Raw genomic sequence first — 17,728 nt, 5'->3', positions numbered from 1 at the left:
AGTACCAGCGTACGGCCCACAGAATGATGTCACGCTGAAAATGCCGGCCTTTGAATGGGTTCATGTGCAGCTCCATCAGCAAAAGGGGATGATAAGTTTATCACCACCGACTATTTGCAACAGTGCCCGTTCTCATAATGCGATACACCCGCTTTGCATTAACCACAGGCAGGCCGTCCCGCTCCGACTCCCGTCGCAGCAGCGCCCACACACGGCGATAACCATACGTCGGCAGGTCAGCCACCGCCATGTTTATCCGGGACAATACGGTGGTATCGTCAGAACGGGGCTGCCGTCTGCGATCCTGTCAGTCAGATGGCCGGTGAACCCGAATGCTCAACTGCGCACGCGACACGCTAAGACTTCTGCAAACGTCGCTTATTCGTCGTTCCCAGGCAACGAGGGCGCATGCGCAATCCATTTTTTTGCCCGGCCGAACTCCACGGCCTCTTTGAGTATCTCGGCTTCCATCGTCTTTTTGCCCAGAAGGCGCTGGAGTTCGCGAATTTGCTTATTGGCGGCAGCGAGTTCGGAGGCCGGCACCACTTCCTCGCCCGATGCAACAGCCGTCAGTGAACCGTCTTAATATTGCTTGCGCCATTTGAATATCTGGTTTGCATTGATGCCATGCAGGCGCGCGACATGAGACACGGTCATACCGGGCTCCATAGTCTGCTGAATAATGGCAATTTTTTCCTGCGGTGTACGACGCCGACGCCGCTCAGGTCCTGATAACACTTCAACCATCTTATCGTTCTGACTGGTATTAAACATAGTTCCAAGACTACCTCTTATTTTAAGAGAGTCGAAGTGTCTGGTGATCTATGGGGCCAGTCTAGCCCTCTTCCAAGTGTAGGGAGATATAGTCAAAGTTTGCTTCTCCGCCGATGAGTCCGCCCTGCGTCGGATAGTCCGATTTTTTACCGGCGAAGCACGGCTCTCCTAACCCTATCTAAAGCGAATAACTTTTTTCAACAGGGCCGCGTGCCAATGCAAGAGCGATAGGCGCTCTACGCGCCAATTTGACCACTTAAAACAGGTAAATTGAGGGGTTGTAATGTGTTGATGTAACAGGCTTTTATTTTAATGTCTTGGCATATGTATAATGGTAGTCTAGCCCTCCTTTCAACAAGGAGTACTCATGGAAACCTACAATCATACATATCGGCACCACAACTTTTCACATAAAGACTTAAGTGATCTCACCTTCACCGCTTGCACATTCATTCGCAGCGACTTTCGACGTGCTAACTTGCGTGATACGACATTCGTCAACTGCAAGTTCATTGAACAGGGTGATATCGAAGGCTGCCACTTTGATGTCGCAGATCTTCGTGATGCAAGTTTCCAACAATGCCAACTTGCGATGGCAAACTTCAGTAATGCCAATTGCTACGGTATAGAGTTCCGTGCGTGTGATTTAAAAGGTGCCAACTTTTCCCGAACAAACTTTGCCCATCAAGTGAGTAATCGTATGTACTTTTGCTCAGCATTTATTTCTGGATGTAATCTTTCCTATGCCAATATGGAGAGGGTTTGTTTAGAAAAATGTGAGTTGTTTGAAAATCGCTGGATAGGAACGAACCTAGCGGGTGCATCACTGAAAGAGTCAGACTTAAGTCGAGGTGTTTTTTCCGAAGATGTCTGGGGGCAATTTAGCCTACAGGGTGCCAATTTATGCCACGCCGAACTCGACGGTTTAGATCCCCGCAAAGTCGATACATCAGGTATCAAAATTGCAGCCTGGCAGCAAGAACTGATTCTCGAAGCACTGGGTATTGTTGTTTATCCTGACTAATTGCTTTGATGTGTGATTTTAAACGCTCAAATTTATAAAACGAATAATATTGTCAACCTTGCAATAATAGACATAGGGACAACCATGTATAAATTTTTACCCTCAGGCGTCTTCACAATAGAGCCATATAGCAGTGGGTCACTTAGTGGGCTTAATTTTTCCATTAAAGATAATATTAATATTGCTCAGTATAAAACATCATATGGTAGCCCATCTTGGCAAGTAAACATAAGGCTGCCATTTATAAGGCACTGTTGCAAAAATGTGGAGGTGATAGGGGTACTACGCCGGAACCCCAGATTTTTCCGTCCGTTCAAATTATCCACGGTTGAGCAGCTTGATCCCGTCCGCCCGCAGTTGACCAACAGGGGAAATATGCCTGTACAAAGTTTGCCGGGTTATCCCAAGTTCCTGGCATAGCGTACTGACCTTTGTTTCTGATTGTCCCATTGATGCCATTGCCAGTCGCAGTTTGACTGGCGTCATTTTATAAGGTCGGCCGCCGTTCCGCCCACGGGCTCTTGCTGATGCCAGACCTGCAGTCGTTCTTTCAGCAATCAGTTCGCGCTCAAACTCCGCCAGTGCGGCAAAGATACCGAAGACAAGCTTGCCAGCGGCCGTTGTTGTGTCGATAGTCGCCCCGTGACCGGTCAGCACTTTCAGACCGGTCCCCCTCGCGGTCAGGTCGTGCACTGTATTAATGAGATGACGAAGATCACGACCGAGGCGGTCCAGCTTCCATACGACCGAGAGCATAAAAAATATTGGGGCAGCGTGAGCTATGCTGCCATCGCTGGTCCCTTCCCGTCACTTTGAAAACCCGGATACCAGCAGACAAATTTATCCTGCAGTTCGTTATTCAAAACGGCGGTCCGGGTCTGTAACAAATAATGAGCCCCTTTTCTGCTCCACTGCATCTGCTGCTTTTTGGCCATTCGTCTGGCGATCACTTCATTGATCGTGGATTCCACAAACGCGGTTGATACCGGCTCTCCGTACCGACGCATTTCGCCGTAGTTTGGGATCATCATCTTATTATTCCGGATGTAGGTATACATTTCATCCAGATGTTTTTGCAGGGATTTCAGGCTAGGATAGCTGAGTTCAGGGTCATCGCAATACATAACGCAATTATCAATATGTTCCAGCGCAGCGACAACATTGCCATGCCAGAGATATCGTTTAATGCTTTCCAGCAGTGCCAGAACTTTACTCCCCGCCTCTGGATCTGATACCAGCAGTCCCCGGGCATATTGCATGAGCACCTTCAGCCTCATGGTGATATGAAACCAGTCCAGCACATGCGTTGACTCAGGGTACATACCGAACTGGAGGTCCCTGAGATTATCCGCGCCGTCGGACAGAAAAAATATCTGCTGGTTGGCCTGCATTCCCTGCGCTGAAAGGTGGGTCATGAGCCTGCGTTCCGGATGACAGTCATCCTTCTGAACAAAACCGAAGCGGCGGGTGTCAGCAGGCGCACCAACGGAAAAAGACTTCCCGGCAATAATTTCAAAATTACGCTTTTTGTCATCCCGATCGCGAACATAACCACCATCTATACCCACCACAAGCGGTTTTCCTGGCCTGGGCAGGTTCCCCCAGTCGCGGGGGCAGCCGGAAAGAAAACCTGAATGAGCTTCAGCCTCAGCGTCAAGACGCTGCGCCACCTGGCATAAATGATTCCTCACCGTTGAGGCATTCAGGCTGTGGCCCACCGGCAGAATATCTTTCAGCAGACGAGTCGTCATTTCATAGGAGATCATCGAGGCCCAGCGGGTTTCAATATATTTCAGTGCCGGGTGAGAATAATCGCCGGCCCAGTCGCTGAGCAAACTGACTGTCTTTGTATCACTCTCTTCACAACGGCACCGGTACACCCGAAGCCCGGATACCGGAATAACGCCAAACAGCGTCCGGTACCGTATTTTCTGTTTGCCTTTGATTCTGCGCGCAGCAAGGCAGTGAGGGCACCGGATATGGTGTTGAGTATATTCGTCTGCCTGCAGCTGGACCACCGACTGCTGGACCGTATTCAGCAACAGCTTGGATTCTGACACCGATAATCCGATGTCGTTCCGGGTCTCCCCTGATTTCTGGATTGTCATCAGTTCCTCCGTTCGACTGGAGCCTGATTCATCGGTGATGACTATCTGGAGCGTCAGTTGCATCATTGCCTCCTGCTGTGGTGGATGACTATCTCCCGGCTACTGGTTGTTCATCTGGTGACGAAGCTTATAATATGTGGAAACGCCAAGGCCCGCATGGTCGCAGGCGATCCTGAGCCTGACCCCTCTGCTTCTGAGTGCGTCAATTTCCTGGATCTTTTTGATATCGGCGCCGGGGCGCCCTGTTTTTTCACCCCGTGCTTTTTTCGCGGCGATGCCGTCGGCCTGCCTTTCCTTCAGTAAGGCTCGTTCAAACTGGCTGAATGCCGACATCATGTGCAGCTGCAGTTCCTGCATCGGATTGTTTGTGCCGGCGCTGAACGTCAGCTGCTCTTTCAGAAAAATAAGGGTAACGCCCTGGTCACGAAGCCGGGTGGTGACAGCGCACATATCCGACATATTCCGGCAAAGGCGATCGATGGAATGAACCAGAAGCGTATCACCAGGGCGTAATTGCCCCAGGAGTTCCTGTAACCCCGGGCGGTTTGTGTCCTTCGCGCTGGCATGCTCAACACAAATTTTATCAGGCTGAAAACCCGCCTTTGACAATGCCTCTTCCTGACGGGCCGTATTCTGATCGGCCGAGCTTACCCTGATGTAGGCATATTGCACGCAAAACCTCCGGAAGGTCTTTAAACATCATAGAGATTTAAAGAATAATCCATAAACACTGATTTAGGGAGGTTTATAGACATTTTTTCGGGGATCTGAGAGGCATGCTGAAAACGTATACCTTTATAGACATCAGTCAGCGACGACGGCCCAGCCAGATAACTTCAGGCTCCAGTACCGGAGATGCAAGGTCGAGCCTGCTCAGTTGCCGGTTGATTTTGTGGCGGTTGAACCTGACAGCATCCAGGTCGTCAGCAAAAGGGCGGATCTCGCCGACCGTTGTTTCATCATCCGCATTAACGATAGCTTCAAGAAACGCCAGGGTTTTATCGAACTCATCCGCAGCTGTGGCTCCGGGCATACCATGGCCGCTTATACAAAACGGCGCTTTCAGCGTAGAGTTTTCATAAATGGCCTCAACACGAATGTCATGAAGCCAGTGCTCAAAGAAATTGTATTCATAGGTAAAGCGATCGCCAGCATCAAAAGCAAAATCATCAATCACGACCCGGAACGGATTATCGACAAAACCGATGCCTCCTTCGTAGGAGATACCGTAATCTTTGCCATAAATGTGAAATTGATGGAGATGGTCGTCCCCCCAGCCCTGCACTATCTGGAAAATGAAGTGAAGCGCGGCCAGTGACGTGTCGGCAGCAATTCTCAGCCGACGCCAGACCATCGGACTGACTCCATGAACTGCTATTTTGATGACGTAGATCTTCATAGTCAGCAGGTATTGTTATGAAATGATGGTGGTTATTTTAACCCCTGTAGATGGCATCATTCGATGGCTGCCCCGAGGTTTTTCATGCTCTCCTATCTCATCTGCGCAAGGCAGAACGTGAAGACGGCCGCCCTGGACCTCGCCCGCGAGCGCCAGGCGCACGAGGCCGGCGCGCGGACCCGCGCCACGGCCCACGAGCGGACGCCGCAGCAGGAGCGCCAGAAGGCCGCCAGAGAGGCCGAGCGCGGCCGTGAGGCTTGGACGCTAGGGCAGGGCATGAAAAAGCCCGTAGCGGGCTGCTACGGGCGTCTGACGCGGTGGAAAGGGGGAGGGGATGTTGTCTACATGGCTCTGCTGTAGTGAGTGGGTTGCGCTCCGGCAGCGGTCCTGATCAATCGTCACCCTTTCTCGGTCCTTCAACGTTCCTGACAACGAGCCTCCTTTTCGCCAATCCATCGACAATCACCGCGAGTCCCTGCTCGAACGCTGCGTCCGGATCGGCTTCGTCGAAGGCGTCTATCGCGGCCCGCAACAGCGGCGAGAGCGGAGCCTGTTCAACGGTGCCGCCGCGCTCGCCGGCATCGCTGTCGCCGGCCTGCTCCTCAAGCACGGCCCCAACAGTGAAGTAGCTGATTGTCATCAGCGCATTGACGGCGTCCCCGGCCGAAAAACCCGCCTCGCAGAGGAAGCGAAGCTGCGCGTCGGCCGTTTCCATCTGCGGTGCGCCCGGTCGCGTGCCGGCATGGATGCGCGCGCCATCGCGGTAGGCGAGCAGCGCCTGCCTGAAGCTGCGGGCATTCCCGATCAGAAATGAGCGCCAGTCGTCGTCGGCTCTCGGCACCGAATGCGTATGATTCTCCGCCAGCATGGCTTCGGCCAGTGCGTCGAGCAGCGCCCGCTTGTTCCTGAAGTGCCAGTAAAGCGCCGGCTGCTGAACCCCCAACCGTTCCGCCAGTTTGCGTGTCGTCAGACCGTCTACGCCGACCTCGTTCAACAGGTCCAGGGCGGCACGGATCACTGTATTCGGCTGCAACTTTGTCATGCTTGACACTTTATCACTGATAAACATAATATGTCCACCAACTTATCAGTGATAAAGAATCCGCGCGTTCAATCGGACCAGCGGAGGCTGGTCCGGAGGCCAGACGTGAAACCCAACAGACCCCTGATCGTAATTCTGAGCACTGTCGCGCTCGACGCTGTCGGCATCGGCCTGATTATGCCGGTGCTGCCGGGCCTCCTGCGCGATCTGGTTCACTCGAACGACGTCACCGCCCACTATGGCATTCTGCTGGCGCTGTATGCGTTGATGCAATTTGCCTGCGCACCTGTGCTGGGCGCGCTGTCGGATCGTTTCGGGCGGCGGCCGGTCTTGCTCGTCTCGCTGGCCGGCGCTGCTGTCGACTACGCCATCATGGCGACGACGCCTTTCCTTTGGGTTCTCTATATCGGGCGGATCGTGGCCGGCATCACCGGGGCGACTGGGGCGGTAGCCGGCGCTTATATTGCCGATATCACTGATGGCGATGAGCGCGCGCGGCACTTCGGCTTCATGAGCGCCTGTTTCGGGTTCGGGATGGTCGCGGGACCTGTGCTCGGTGGGCTGATGGGCGGTTTCTCCCCCCACGCTCCGTTCTTCGCCGCGGCAGCCTTGAACGGCCTCAATTTCCTGACGGGCTGTTTCCTTTTGCCGGAGTCGCACAAAGGCGAACGCCGGCCGTTACGCCGGGAGGCTCTCAACCCGCTCGCTTCGTTCCGGTGGGCCCGGGGCATGACCGTCGTCGCCGCCCTGATGGCGGTCTTCTTCATCATGCAACTTGTCGGACAGGTGCCGGCCGCGCTTTGGGTCATTTTCGGCGAGGATCGCTTTCACTGGGACGCGACCACGATCGGCATTTCGCTTGCCGCATTTGGCATTCTGCATTCACTCGCCCAGGCAATGATCACCGGCCCTGTAGCCGCCCGGCTCGGCGAAAGGCGGGCACTCATGCTCGGAATGATTGCCGACGGCACAGGCTACATCCTGCTTGCCTTCGCGACACGGGGATGGATGGCGTTCCCGATCATGGTCCTGCTTGCTTCGGGTGGCATCGGAATGCCGGCGCTGCAAGCAATGTTGTCCAGGCAGGTGGATGAGGAACGTCAGGGGCAGCTGCAAGGCTCACTGGCGGCGCTCACCAGCCTGACCTCGATCGTCGGACCCCTCCTCTTCACGGCGATCTATGCGGCTTCTATAACAACGTGGAACGGGTGGGCATGGATTGCAGGCGCTGCCCTCTACTTGCTCTGCCTGCCGGCGCTGCGTCGCGGGCTTTGGAGCGGCGCAGGGCAACGAGCCGATCGCTGATCGTGGAAACGATAGGCCTATGCCATGCGGGTCAAGGCGACTTCCGGCAAGCTATACGCGCCCTAGGAGTGCGGTTGGAACGTTGGCCCAGCCAGATACTCCCGATCACGAGCAGGACGCCGATGATTTGAAGCGCACTCAGCGTCTGATCCAAGAACAACCATCCTAGCAACACGGCGGTCCCCGGGCTGAGAAAGCCCAGTAAGGAAACAACTGTAGGTTCGAGTCGCGAGATCCCCCGGAACCAAAGGAAGTAGGTTAAACCCGCTCCGATCAGGCCGAGCCACGCCAGGCCGAGAACATTGGTTCCTGTAGGCATCGGGATTGGCGGATCAAACACTAAAGCTACTGGAACGAGCAGAAGTCCTCCGGCCGCCAGTTGCCAGGCGGTAAAGGTGAGCAGAGGCACGGGAGGTTGCCACTTGCGGGTCAGCACGGTTCCGAACGCCATGGAAACCGCCCCCGCCAGGCCCGCTGCGACGCCGACAGGATCTAGCGCTGCGTTTGGTGTCAACACCAACAGCGCCACGCCCGCAGTTCCGCAAATAGCCCCCAGGACCGCCATCAATCGTATCGGGCTACCTAGCAGAGCGGCAGAGATGAACACGACCATCAGCGGCTGCACAGCGCCTACCGTCGCCGCGACCCCGCCCGGCAGGCGGTAGACCGAAATAAACAACAAGCTCCAGAATAGCGAAATATTAAGTGCGCCGAGGATGAAGATGCGCATCCACCAGATTCCCGTTGGAATCTGTCGGACGATCATCACGAGCAATAAACCCGCCGGCAACGCCCGCAGCATCGCGACCGTCATCGGTGAGAAGTTCGGCAGGTATTGGGTGGTGACAATGTAGGTGCTGCCCCAAATGGCAGGTGCTATCGCTGTGAACAATAAATCGGGCGTGCGTAATGACATGCGATTACAAGACCTCCGCTACGGCGATGGGTTTTTGAGAGTTGCAGGCGCCGCGATGACCGCACCCTGACTTGGACTGGCCCTGCCTCGCACCAATCCACCTGCGGCTATGGCCGCGATCATGCGAGGCCCGAAAATTACACGACCTGTACACGTCCGCCGAACCCGGAACGCAACAGAGCTTCGTGGGCATCCCGATCCGGGTCGTAGCAGCAGTCCTGGACCAAACGCACGTCGTAGTCCGCATCACTAGCCCAGGCGACGCTTGAAAGAACAACGCCGGTGGTGCTTATCCCGGCCATGACAAGCGTGCTTACGCCGCGCGTCCGAAGGTCGGCGTCGAGCGCCGTGCCATAAAAGACGCTGGCTCGCGGACATGCATAGAAAAGGTCGCCCCGTTCGATCGCAAGCCCTTCGACGGGCAGACCGGTGCGAAATCGTCCGCTCGGGAGATACGGTGAGATTTGGCGATTCGTCGCCGGCGGCGCATGTTCATACTCTTCGCCGAGCGAAAAGTTGGGGAACAGCACGGGCCGGCCGCGCAAGGCGTGCTGGCAGCCGTGCAGACCCTGCGTGAGATGAACGCCGACAACCTGCGCAAGGTGCCGGCCGATGCACCCACGGCCTTCATCAAGCCGCGCTGGAAGCCGCTGGTGATCACCCCGGAAGGCCTCGACCGGAAATTCTACGAAATCTGCGCCCTGTCCGAGCTGAAGAACGCCCTGCGCTCCGGCGACATCTGGGTCAAGGGCTCGCGGCAGTTCCGCGACTTCGACGACTACCTGCTGCCGGCCGAGAAGTTCGCCGCACTCAAGCGCGAGCAGGCCCTGCCCCTGGCGATCAACCCGAACAGCGACCAGTACCTGGAAGAGCGTTTGCAGCTGCTGGACGAGCAGTTGGCCACCGTCACCCGCCTGGCCAAGGACAACGAGCTGCCCGATGCCATCCTCACCGAGTCAGGGCTGAAAATCACCCCGCTGGATGCGGCGGTGCCGGATCGGGCGCAGGCGCTGATCGACCAAACCAGCCAGTTACTGCCGCGCATCAAGATCACCGAACTGCTGATGGACGTGGACGACTGGACGGGCTTCAGCCGCCACTTCACCCACTTGAAGGACGGGGCCGAGGCCAAAGACAGGACGTTGCTGCTGTCCGCAATCCTCGGTGATGCGATCAACCTCGGGCTGACCAAGATGGCCGAGTCGAGCCCCGGCCTGACCTACGCCAAGCTGTCCTGGCTGCAAGCCTGGCACATCCGCGACGAAACCTATTCGGCGGCCTTGGCCGAGCTGGTCAACCACCAGTATCGCCACGCCTTTGCCGCCCACTGGGGCGACGGCACGACCTCATCCTCCGATGGCCAGCGCTTCCGCGCGGGTGGCCGGGGCGAGAGCACCGGGCACGTCAACCCGAAGTACGGTAGCGAGCCGGGACGGCTGTTCTATACCCATATCTCCGACCAGTACGCGCCGTTCAGCACCCGCGTGGTGAATGTCGGCGTCCGCGATTCCACCTATGTGCTCGACGGCCTGCTGTACCACGAGTCCGACCTGCGGATCGAGGAGCACTACACCGACACGGCCGGCTTCACCGATCACGTCTTTGCCCTGATGCACCTGCTAGGCTTCCGCTTCGCGCCGCGCATCCGCGACCTCGGCGAAACCAAGCTGTACGTGCCGCAGGGCGTGCAAGCCTACCCGACGTTGCGCCCGCTGATCGGCGGCACCCTGAACATCAAGCACGTGCGTGCCCACTGGGACGACATCCTGCGCCTGGCCAGCTCGATCAAGCAGGGCACCGTCACCGCCTCGCTGATGCTGCGCAAGCTCGGCAGCTACCCGCGCCAGAACGGACTGGCCGTGGCCCTGCGCGAGCTGGGCCGGATCGAGCGCACGCTGTTCATCCTGGACTGGCTGCAAAGTGTTGAACTGCGCCGCCGCGTGCATGCCGGCCTGAACAAAGGTGAGGCGCGCAACTCGCTGGCCAGGGCGGTGTTCTTCAACCGCCTTGGGGAAATCAGGGATCGGAGCTTCGAGCAGCAGCGCTACCGGGCCAGCGGCCTCAACCTGGTGACGGCGGCTATCGTGCTGTGGAACACGGTGTACCTGGAACGCGCCACCCAGGGGTTGGTCGAGGCCGGCAAGCCGGTGGACGGCGAGCTGCTGCAATTCCTGTCGCCGCTGGGCTGGGAGCACATCAACCTAACCGGCGATTACGTCTGGCGGCAGAGCCGCAGACTGGAAGACGGGAAGTTTCGGCCCTTACGGATGCCCGGAAAACCTTAGCGTACGATTTTTTCCGAATTCTGCGGGCTCCCCTATTAGCCACACTCGCAAGCCAAGCAGAGTCGGCTTAAATTCTATTGAGTGTTGTAACTACTAGCTTAAATGGCGTTCAACTTCCTCGATTTTACAGCACTACTAATTGTCCCTCGACTACAGGCCATAATTTTCTGTACCTGACTCCAGGAACTACCGCTATCGAGCAACCGATTGATGGCATCGTATCGCTCCTTATTGGCCTGTCGCCCCTTATACCTTCCCTCTTTTTGAGCTTTACTAATCCCCTGTCTTTGACGTTCCCGGCGTTGTTCATAGTCACGACGTGCCACAGCAGCCAGCATGTCGAGCAACATATCGTTAATTGCAGCAAACATGCGGCTATCAAAATCATGGCTTCCTGAAGCTATCCATGTTGTCGGAACGTTGATGGCCATCACTCGTATATCTTTCTGCCTAATCAATTTTTTCAAGCTGTTCCAGTCTTCGCCAGTCAGACGTGAGAGCCGATCTACATCCTCAATTAAGAGAATATCGTTGTGCCGGCAGTCTTTGAGCAACCTGAATAATTCAGGCCGGTCAAGCCTCGAACCAGATTCATTCTCAATGTAGTAATTGCAAATGTTCAGCCCACGTTCCTCGGCAAAACTATCAATCGCAGCCAGAGCGCGAGAAGCATCTTGTTCAGATGTAGAGGCGCGTAAATAAGCCCGGACAAAGCCTTTCGGTACAGTTTGAGTCACAGTGTAGAACCAGTTCGATTTAGGTAGTTAAAGCATAACTATACAGTACCCGTTATGGGTGGTATTTAAAAGGCATACTCAAAAAGAACCAGAAAACAGACCTCCGACCATAAAGTGACAATGTCACACAGAAATTTACAACATAAAGATGATGTAAAGACGGTATCAGATTTACCACGTAAAGCCACTATAAATACACACAAATCTTTACACAATAAAGATAACATAAATACAAGCTTATCTTTATTTGTGCTTTACATGGTAAATCATGTGTAATATAAAGACACTGTAAAGACAAAATAATCTTTACGAACAACACACAATGTAAAGATAAGAAAGTCTTTACATAATCTTTACGTCATAAAGAGAGGAATTCTGAAATGGGTAAAATCTTGCTTGTCGTATCAGATAAGGGTGGTGTAGGCAAAAGCACCTACGTGGCTAACACAGGCTCAATGCTGGTCAATAAAGGTAAGTCGGTAATTATCCTCAAGACAGATAAAAACCACGATCTGTTGAGCTGGAACGAAAAGCGGACAGATAACGGCTTACTCACTATCCCGGTTCACGCAGCTTACGGAAACGTCAGCAATGAAATTAAGCGACTTAGTAAGCTGTGTGAAGTCCTCATTGTCGATTGCCCCGGCCACGACAGCCAGGAGTTCCGTAGCGCCCTGACAGTATCAGATATCGTGGTAACACTGGTTAAGCCGTCCTCTGATTTCGAAAGCGAAACTCTGACCAGTGTTACAGAGAAAATCCGCACCGCTCAGAAAGCTAACGCAGCCCTGGAACCGTGGGTGCTGTTCACCAGAATCAACTCAGCGAAACCCCGCCACAGAAAAGCGGCCATTGATCTGGATAAATTACTGCGTTCGGACAACATCTGGATTCAACCTCTTAAAACCCGGATATCCGAGCTGGATGTGTATGAAAGCGCCTGTAATGAAGGGGCAGGGGTACATGACGTTAGCCGGGCATCAAGCCTTTCAACAGCGAAAGCACAGATTGAACTAGTGGCGCAGGAAATTGGAATTTTATAGTAATATCAATACCATCTATAAATCTTTACATTGTAAAGATAATATAAAGATAGTATGATATTTACTATTAATGCATACCGTACAAGGGGAAATTGTCATGGCTTTAAAACTAAACCGTCCGAACATCGATGAATCTCAGCAACCAGCAACAAACGCAGAAACCGCGCGTTTTATCTCCGGCGCTACCAGAGCGCCTGTAGTGGGTAAACCAAAGTTGATGAACTTCAGACTTTCAGCCCATTTTGAGGACATACTGGAAGCTGAAGCTATCAGAACAGGGCAGAGCAAAACAACCGTTCTCAAAGCGGCGCTGGCGATGTACAACAGCCAGGATGAAAACATAAAGAATCACTGGTTGCTTGAGTCTGCAAAATTCTAACCATAGAAGCATGGATGAAAATCTATGAGATATTTAACCGAATTGATCTGTGACCTCTACAGGTTGACAGATCACCATAAACTGACCACAGCAACGTTTAAAAATCTTGCTGATATTAAGTTATTTAAACCTACAGCAGATGCAGACACCATATTGCAGCTTGAAAATATATTTAGCGAATACTCACTGAGATATATTGACAAGGATCTGGCTGAAATTCTGAGCAACTTAATAACTACAGATAAGAAACACTCTCTGGACTTCGATTTTAACAAAATACAATCTCTGACTGACTCGAAAAGTTTCGGTTGTGGATGGAGCAAGGTAATAAATGGTAGTTGGTTCAAAGATCTTTATTCTTGGGGAGAGGGGATGTATCCTGCCGAAAATCTGAAAGCTGAAAATATTTTAGACTGGAAAGATAATATATGGCACATTGAGCATGAAGGTTTCCCCCCACGCCCCCCTATTAATGTTAAATATTATTCTTGGTTTGACCGATATGTAGCTTCAAACAGTGGTGGCTCACATCATGCAGCAATGGTTGTATATCAATCAGTCAGAGACGGGTTAGAGTATAAAAGAGAAGCTGTTATTAAACAACTGAGTATAGACCCAGGCACTGTTGAAATACTTGATAAGAATTACTATTCATTCATATTCCAGATCAAAACCCTTAATAAAGAAACTAGAATTTATACATCTGAATACGAGTTTACAGATGCTTTAAAAGACTTTGGACAAAACAGACATACCATACTTAAACCTGTTAATTACGTTTCCAACATAAAATTAGTATTTATTCCAAAAGATGCATTAAAAACAAATAGCGAGACATTCCGCAACTGGTTTCATTCTGCAATTAGCTGCGGAAAAATAATATCACTCCCTGATTATCTGAAAAATCCAGCACATTATCATACACTTCATTACTCACATGAAGTAGACTCAATAACACTTGGCGACCCAAGCAGAAAATTTAAACTGAAAGGAGATTCTTAGCTTTTATATAAAAAATCAATGTTATCATTTGTCAGAAGATCAGCGAGGGTAATACATTCAAGAACCACAATATTTGTTCCTTCCAACAAACTGGCATCAAGTATCTTATCGAAGCTGATAATCATCATTGGCTTGCGTTGTGTTAAATCAAAGATTACCAATGGAAGTATTACACTGTTAATTAATTCAAACTCTTTAAAGAAAGCATCAGTGCCATACTCACTGGCTGGAAAAAGAATCTCAATTAATCTCACACCATAAAAAACATGGTAGTTTTCTTTAAGGTTATCCTTTAAAATATTAACAGCCTTAGTATATTTTTCGTTAATAAACTCTCTCACCTGATATTCCATAAAATTCTCCGACAAGAACCGACTGTAGGTCACCGGGCAAACGTTGCAGAATGGCGTCAGAGACGTCATTTTGCGGCGTTTGCCCTATCCTGCATCGCAGTGAAAAGGCAGGGACTGGCATAACTGCTGAGTAGCATCATTGCTGGCTTATCTCGCTACTGTTCTCGGTGCTTTCGTCCGCAGGTTCGGGAACAAGTAACTTGTGCCAAGGCATAGTTTTGTTGAGCAGCTCCATCAGAGGCTCAGCCAGCAGTCCCAAAATCCAGGTTGCCGTAATCACCGGTATAGTCAGATTTTGTGGCGTCCATAACTGGTGATCGAGATGATACCAAGTGATGACACACAAAATACCACCCAGCCAGAATACAGCCCATTTAAACGCACCAAGAATGGCTAACACAAAAACAAAGATAAAATGTAAAACACTCGCGACAAGAAGACGAAGATAAAACCATCCTCAGCCAAGCCACTTAACAAAAGTGCTCCCTGTTTTCACTGCAAAACGTTTCTTACGCTCCCTGGCAATTTCTTTCCTGAATTTAGCACGTTCTTCCCCCTGAGGGAATTGATAGATTTTAGCCATGAGCTACCTCATTTCGATCTCAAAACGAAGTTTATGCAATTATCCTCTGAAACCGTATGGTATTCTGATATCTAAGCCCTCACTTTCTTTATCTATTTTATAAGAAAACCTTAGCTTTGATGCTCTTCTTGCGACTCTCTCAACGATTTTAACTTCGAGATGATTAATCTCTGTATATTGATTTATTTTTTCAATATTTTTTTGCAGAAAAACCTTATTAAAATCCTTAAAATTCTGATAAAGGTAAACTTTTTCGCCATTATCTATTCTGAATAATTCAAGTTCATCCTTTAATACATCTACTTCAATGTCGAAAAATGTCTTTTTACCACTGCTGTATTGTTTCCTGATAAACTGATAAAGCATATTTGAATTTTGATCAGCGAGTCTTACAGACGATATCAAAACCTGAGTAGTGTAAGAATCCTTTAACATCGTGATATATGGCTCAATGACATGTGAAAAAGCAATATCAATATATCCTTCACTTTCAACATAATCACAAAACGCAGTCAGGTTCATAAGCCTGACTGCATCAGAAGGTAATTTACCTCTCTTCTTCGTATGTCCAGAGCTTTGATTGCCCTGAGGTGTGAGAAGTTGATTTCGAGGAATGCGAATAACACTGGCCTGAAGTTCTTCTGCCCCCTCTTTCAACTGCCGGTAAGCACCTGTTACATCAATATCAGCGATAAATGCATATTCCCGAGCCGTAATACGAAAGGTTGCCCCCTCAGATAACTCTTCACGTGAATCAATCTGCGCCATAGCCATAAACAAAATTCTTCTGGCAGACAAAGGCAACGATGAGAATGTGCTGTTAATTTCATTTCTGTGGCGAATTTTTGTTTTCTTTGTAACGCTCAGTAAGTTCATACATTACCTGTGGTTTTTAAGTTCTGATGGTGAAATCATAACCACAAAGGCGGAAATATGTAAAGTGGTTTATCCACCTTATGTATTTCCACCAAAACACGGATCACATGAAAGAATTTTTATCATTTATATTCAATATGATAGAAATGCGCAGGTATCCACCTTTTAACGTCATACGTTAAATTAGAGCACTATAAAGAACTAAAGAAATGAAGATACAAAGATACGAATATCTGAATAAAAACAGAAAAATGCGTACCCATCCACCTTTCAGTGCGTACCCATCCACCTTTCAGTGCGCAGCCATCCACCTTTCATGAAAATTACAGTGCGTACCCATCCACCTTTCAGTGCGTACCCATCCACCTTTCATTTTGAGGCGACAAAAAACAACACCTATCTTAATGAAATTATTGATAAAAAAGCTGGCACAATGTTTGCAGAATAAGTTAAAGTAAGTTAAAGATCTTAAAGTAGATCTACCGATCTACATTTAAGATCTTAAAAACAAGAAGTTTAATAAGCAAAAAAACACAAAAAATCTGTGGATAACTCTGCTCAAAACAAAAAATTCACAGCGCCTGTGGATAACTTTGCGTAAACCCGGAGGACAGATCACTCTGAACCAAGACAACCACACATAAAAACAATATGCTCATTTTTTAACCACTGTGCGTAAGTGCCTAATGTAATCCCTGTGCTATTCCGCTTCCTCGCTCACTAACTCGCTACACTCGGTCGTTCGGCTGCGGCGAGCGGTGTCTCCTTTCTCAAAACCAGAAGAGTTCAGCTCATACGATCCGTTGATTGATCCTTTTTGGATCTTTCACTGAGAAGCCCTGAATCGCTTTCTGCCGCTTCGTTCGATACAACCATGGTGAAACCATGCGAAATCGAAAAAATCGCTCAGAATGCGATACAGCGCGTTTTAGAGGGTATTTACAAAACAGTCGTTGCCTTGAGGAAATTTTGATCAAGATTGAACTCCTATCCGGATCATGGCAACAGATCACAGCAACAAGGCCGCTAAAAAGCGTTGAGCGGCGTTAAAAACCGTTAAACCGTAGCTGACTACAACGAAACGGGAAAAAACGCTCAGAACGCGTTACAGAGCGTTTTAAGGCGATGTCGGAAAGAGCCATATCTCACCTGTTCTGATGTTTTTCTCAACATAAGCACTTTTAAGAGTGCTTTTAAAGATGCTATTATGCCAATGAGACAAGCGGAGGGCTTATGAGCTATCAAATTCTGACAACTACAGCGGCCAGTATTACTGACCTGAAAAAAAATCCTATGGGAACCGTAGCTGAAGGTGAAGGGGACGCTGTTGCGATCCTGAACCGAAACGAACCGGCGTTCTATTGCGTTCCACCAAAACTTTACGCCTACTATCGGGAACTCGCTGAAGATGCTGAGTTAAACGCTGTTGCTGATGAGCGCATGAAAAACCCGGAAATTGTGAAGGTTAACCTGGATGACCTATGAACTGGCTTTTGACCGTAGAGCACTGAAGGAATGGCAGAAACTCGGCCACACCATCCGTGAACAATTCAAAAAGAAACTGGCAGAACGGCTGGAAAATCCACGCGTACCCGCAGCCCGGTTACATGGTCATGCTGATCGCTATAAAATCAAACTTCGTGCATCTGGCTACAGACTTGTATACCAAGTCATTGATGAGAAAGTCGTTTTACTCGTTATTGCCGTTGGAAGAAGGGAAAGCAGCGAAGTCTATCAGATCGCAGATTTGCGCTAAGATTAATCATCAAATGATTGGTGATGCTGCCAACTTACTGATTTAGTGTATGATGGTGTTTTTGAGGTGCTCCAGTGGCTTCTGTTTCTATCAGCTGTCCCTCCTGTTCAGCTACTGACGGGGTGGTGCGTAACGGCAAAAGCACC

18 protein-coding genes and 4 pseudogenes are annotated in these 17,728 nt (G+C 50.5%); 10 read left to right on the top strand and 12 right to left on the bottom strand.

Going from position 1 to position 17,728, the window contains the following annotated elements:
* Nucleotides 1-130 precede the first annotated feature (130 nt).
* Nucleotides 131-747: pseudogene (locus ACH0WD_RS24125) on the bottom strand (transposase); the annotation flags it as partial.
* Between the two features lie 394 nt (nt 748-1,141).
* On the opposite strand from ACH0WD_RS24125, the gene ACH0WD_RS24120 reads away from it, so the two are divergent.
* Nucleotides 1,142-1,798 (top strand): quinolone resistance pentapeptide repeat protein QnrS1, encoded by a 657-nt coding sequence (locus tag ACH0WD_RS24120; protein WP_001516695.1) that lies wholly within the window; start codon nt 1,142-1,144, stop codon nt 1,796-1,798.
* 318 nt (nt 1,799-2,116) lie between these two features.
* Here ACH0WD_RS24120 and ACH0WD_RS24115 read toward each other — a convergent pair.
* The 4 genes and pseudogenes from ACH0WD_RS24115 to ACH0WD_RS24100 all read right to left on the bottom strand — a co-directional run.
* A pseudogene (locus ACH0WD_RS24115) lies at nt 2,117-2,545 on the bottom strand (recombinase family protein); the annotation flags it as partial.
* Between the two features lie 32 nt (nt 2,546-2,577).
* Nucleotides 2,578-3,969: an ISKra4-like element ISKpn19 family transposase gene (locus ACH0WD_RS24110; RefSeq protein WP_001493761.1), complete on the bottom strand. Its 1,392-nt coding sequence runs from the start codon at nt 3,967-3,969 to the stop codon at nt 2,578-2,580.
* Between the two features lie 36 nt (nt 3,970-4,005).
* The gene (locus ACH0WD_RS24105) at nt 4,006-4,578 is read right to left on the bottom strand and encodes a recombinase family protein (RefSeq protein WP_001493762.1); all 573 of its coding nucleotides are present in this window, start codon (nt 4,576-4,578) and stop codon (nt 4,006-4,008) included.
* Between the two features lie 136 nt (nt 4,579-4,714).
* Nucleotides 4,715-5,260: a plasmid pRiA4b ORF-3 family protein gene (locus ACH0WD_RS24100; protein ID WP_001493763.1), complete on the bottom strand. Its 546-nt coding sequence runs from the start codon at nt 5,258-5,260 to the stop codon at nt 4,715-4,717.
* A gap of 162 nt (nt 5,261-5,422) precedes the next feature.
* Here ACH0WD_RS24100 and ACH0WD_RS24095 point away from each other — a divergent pair, with 162 nt between their 5' ends.
* Nucleotides 5,423-5,665, top strand: a complete 243-nt coding sequence (locus ACH0WD_RS24095; protein WP_000844627.1) for a transposase — start codon at nt 5,423-5,425, stop codon at nt 5,663-5,665.
* A 31-nt stretch (nt 5,666-5,696) separates the two neighbouring features.
* On the opposite strand, the gene tetR(A) is transcribed toward ACH0WD_RS24095, so the two are convergent.
* Complete coding sequence (gene tetR(A) / locus ACH0WD_RS24090; RefSeq protein ID WP_001493764.1) at nt 5,697-6,347, bottom strand: tetracycline resistance transcriptional repressor TetR(A); 651 nt, start codon at nt 6,345-6,347, stop codon at nt 5,697-5,699.
* 105 nt (nt 6,348-6,452) lie between these two features.
* On the opposite strand from tetR(A), the gene tet(A) reads away from it, so the two are divergent.
* Nucleotides 6,453-7,652, top strand: a complete 1,200-nt coding sequence (tet(A), locus tag ACH0WD_RS24085; protein ID WP_001493765.1) for a tetracycline efflux MFS transporter Tet(A) — start codon at nt 6,453-6,455, stop codon at nt 7,650-7,652.
* A 31-nt stretch (nt 7,653-7,683) separates the two neighbouring features.
* Here tet(A) and ACH0WD_RS24080 read toward each other — a convergent pair whose 3' ends face one another.
* Entirely contained in the window at nt 7,684-8,568 is an 885-nt protein-coding gene (locus ACH0WD_RS24080; RefSeq protein WP_000058717.1) for a DMT family transporter, read from the bottom strand.
* Between the two features lie 137 nt (nt 8,569-8,705).
* Nucleotides 8,706-9,098, bottom strand: a complete 393-nt coding sequence (locus ACH0WD_RS24075; RefSeq protein WP_001351729.1) for a cysteine hydrolase family protein — start codon at nt 9,096-9,098, stop codon at nt 8,706-8,708.
* Between the two features lie 3 nt (nt 9,099-9,101).
* Here ACH0WD_RS24075 and ACH0WD_RS24070 point away from each other — a divergent pair.
* Nucleotides 9,102-10,853: pseudogene (locus ACH0WD_RS24070) on the top strand (Tn3-like element TnAs1 family transposase); the annotation flags it as partial.
* 98 nt (nt 10,854-10,951) lie between these two features.
* On the opposite strand, the gene ACH0WD_RS24065 reads toward ACH0WD_RS24070, so the two are convergent.
* On the bottom strand, nt 10,952-11,590 hold the full coding sequence (locus ACH0WD_RS24065; protein WP_024245155.1) for a recombinase family protein: 639 nt from the start codon (nt 11,588-11,590) through the stop codon (nt 10,952-10,954).
* A 380-nt stretch (nt 11,591-11,970) separates the two neighbouring features.
* Between ACH0WD_RS24065 and ACH0WD_RS24060 the strand changes: the two genes are divergently transcribed.
* The 3 genes from ACH0WD_RS24060 to ACH0WD_RS24050 all read left to right on the top strand — a co-directional run bounded on the left by ACH0WD_RS24060 (nt 11,971) and on the right by ACH0WD_RS24050 (nt 14,014).
* Entirely contained in the window at nt 11,971-12,633 is a 663-nt protein-coding gene (locus tag ACH0WD_RS24060; protein WP_000516402.1) for a division plane positioning ATPase MipZ, read from the top strand.
* A gap of 97 nt (nt 12,634-12,730) precedes the next feature.
* Nucleotides 12,731-13,012, top strand: a complete 282-nt coding sequence (locus ACH0WD_RS24055) for a hypothetical protein (RefSeq protein ID WP_001185482.1) — start codon at nt 12,731-12,733, stop codon at nt 13,010-13,012.
* A 24-nt stretch (nt 13,013-13,036) separates the two neighbouring features.
* Entirely contained in the window at nt 13,037-14,014 is a 978-nt protein-coding gene (locus tag ACH0WD_RS24050) for a DUF6685 family protein (protein WP_024245156.1), read from the top strand.
* On the opposite strand, the gene ddp1 is transcribed toward ACH0WD_RS24050, so the two are convergent.
* The 3 genes and pseudogenes from ddp1 to ACH0WD_RS24035 form a co-directional block, all read right to left on the bottom strand.
* Nucleotides 14,011-14,436, bottom strand: a complete 426-nt coding sequence (gene ddp1, locus ACH0WD_RS24045) for a DNA distortion polypeptide 3 (protein ID WP_000202942.1) — start codon at nt 14,434-14,436, stop codon at nt 14,011-14,013. The two genes, ACH0WD_RS24050 and ddp1, sit on opposite strands and share 4 nt — an antisense overlap.
* Before the next feature lie 67 nt (nt 14,437-14,503).
* Nucleotides 14,504-14,950: pseudogene (locus tag ACH0WD_RS24040) on the bottom strand (hypothetical protein).
* Nucleotides 14,951-14,989: 39 nt separating this feature from the next.
* On the bottom strand, nt 14,990-15,826 hold the full coding sequence (locus tag ACH0WD_RS24035) for a replication initiation protein (protein WP_001050931.1): 837 nt from the start codon (nt 15,824-15,826) through the stop codon (nt 14,990-14,992).
* 1,233 nt (nt 15,827-17,059) lie between these two features.
* Between ACH0WD_RS24035 and ACH0WD_RS24030 the strand changes: the two genes are divergently transcribed.
* From ACH0WD_RS24030 to ACH0WD_RS24020, 3 genes are all read left to right on the top strand, one after another.
* Complete coding sequence (locus ACH0WD_RS24030) at nt 17,060-17,311, top strand: type II toxin-antitoxin system Phd/YefM family antitoxin (RefSeq protein WP_000121743.1); 252 nt, start codon at nt 17,060-17,062, stop codon at nt 17,309-17,311.
* Nucleotides 17,301-17,582: a type II toxin-antitoxin system RelE/ParE family toxin gene (locus ACH0WD_RS24025; RefSeq protein ID WP_000220560.1), complete on the top strand. Its 282-nt coding sequence runs from the start codon at nt 17,301-17,303 to the stop codon at nt 17,580-17,582. The genes ACH0WD_RS24030 and ACH0WD_RS24025 overlap by 11 nt, the downstream gene beginning before the upstream one ends.
* A gap of 74 nt (nt 17,583-17,656) precedes the next feature.
* On the top strand, nt 17,657-17,728 hold a 72-nt coding region (locus ACH0WD_RS24020), incomplete at its 3' end, for an IS1 family transposase (protein ID WP_001568368.1).

Source organism: Salmonella sp. 2020_1395, from assembly GCF_043848115.1.
In the GTDB taxonomy this organism is placed as follows: Bacteria; Pseudomonadota; Gammaproteobacteria; order Enterobacterales; family Enterobacteriaceae; genus Salmonella; species Salmonella enterica.
Note: the sequence above shows the minus strand (reverse complement) of the source record. Positions and strands in the feature narration are given on the sequence as shown.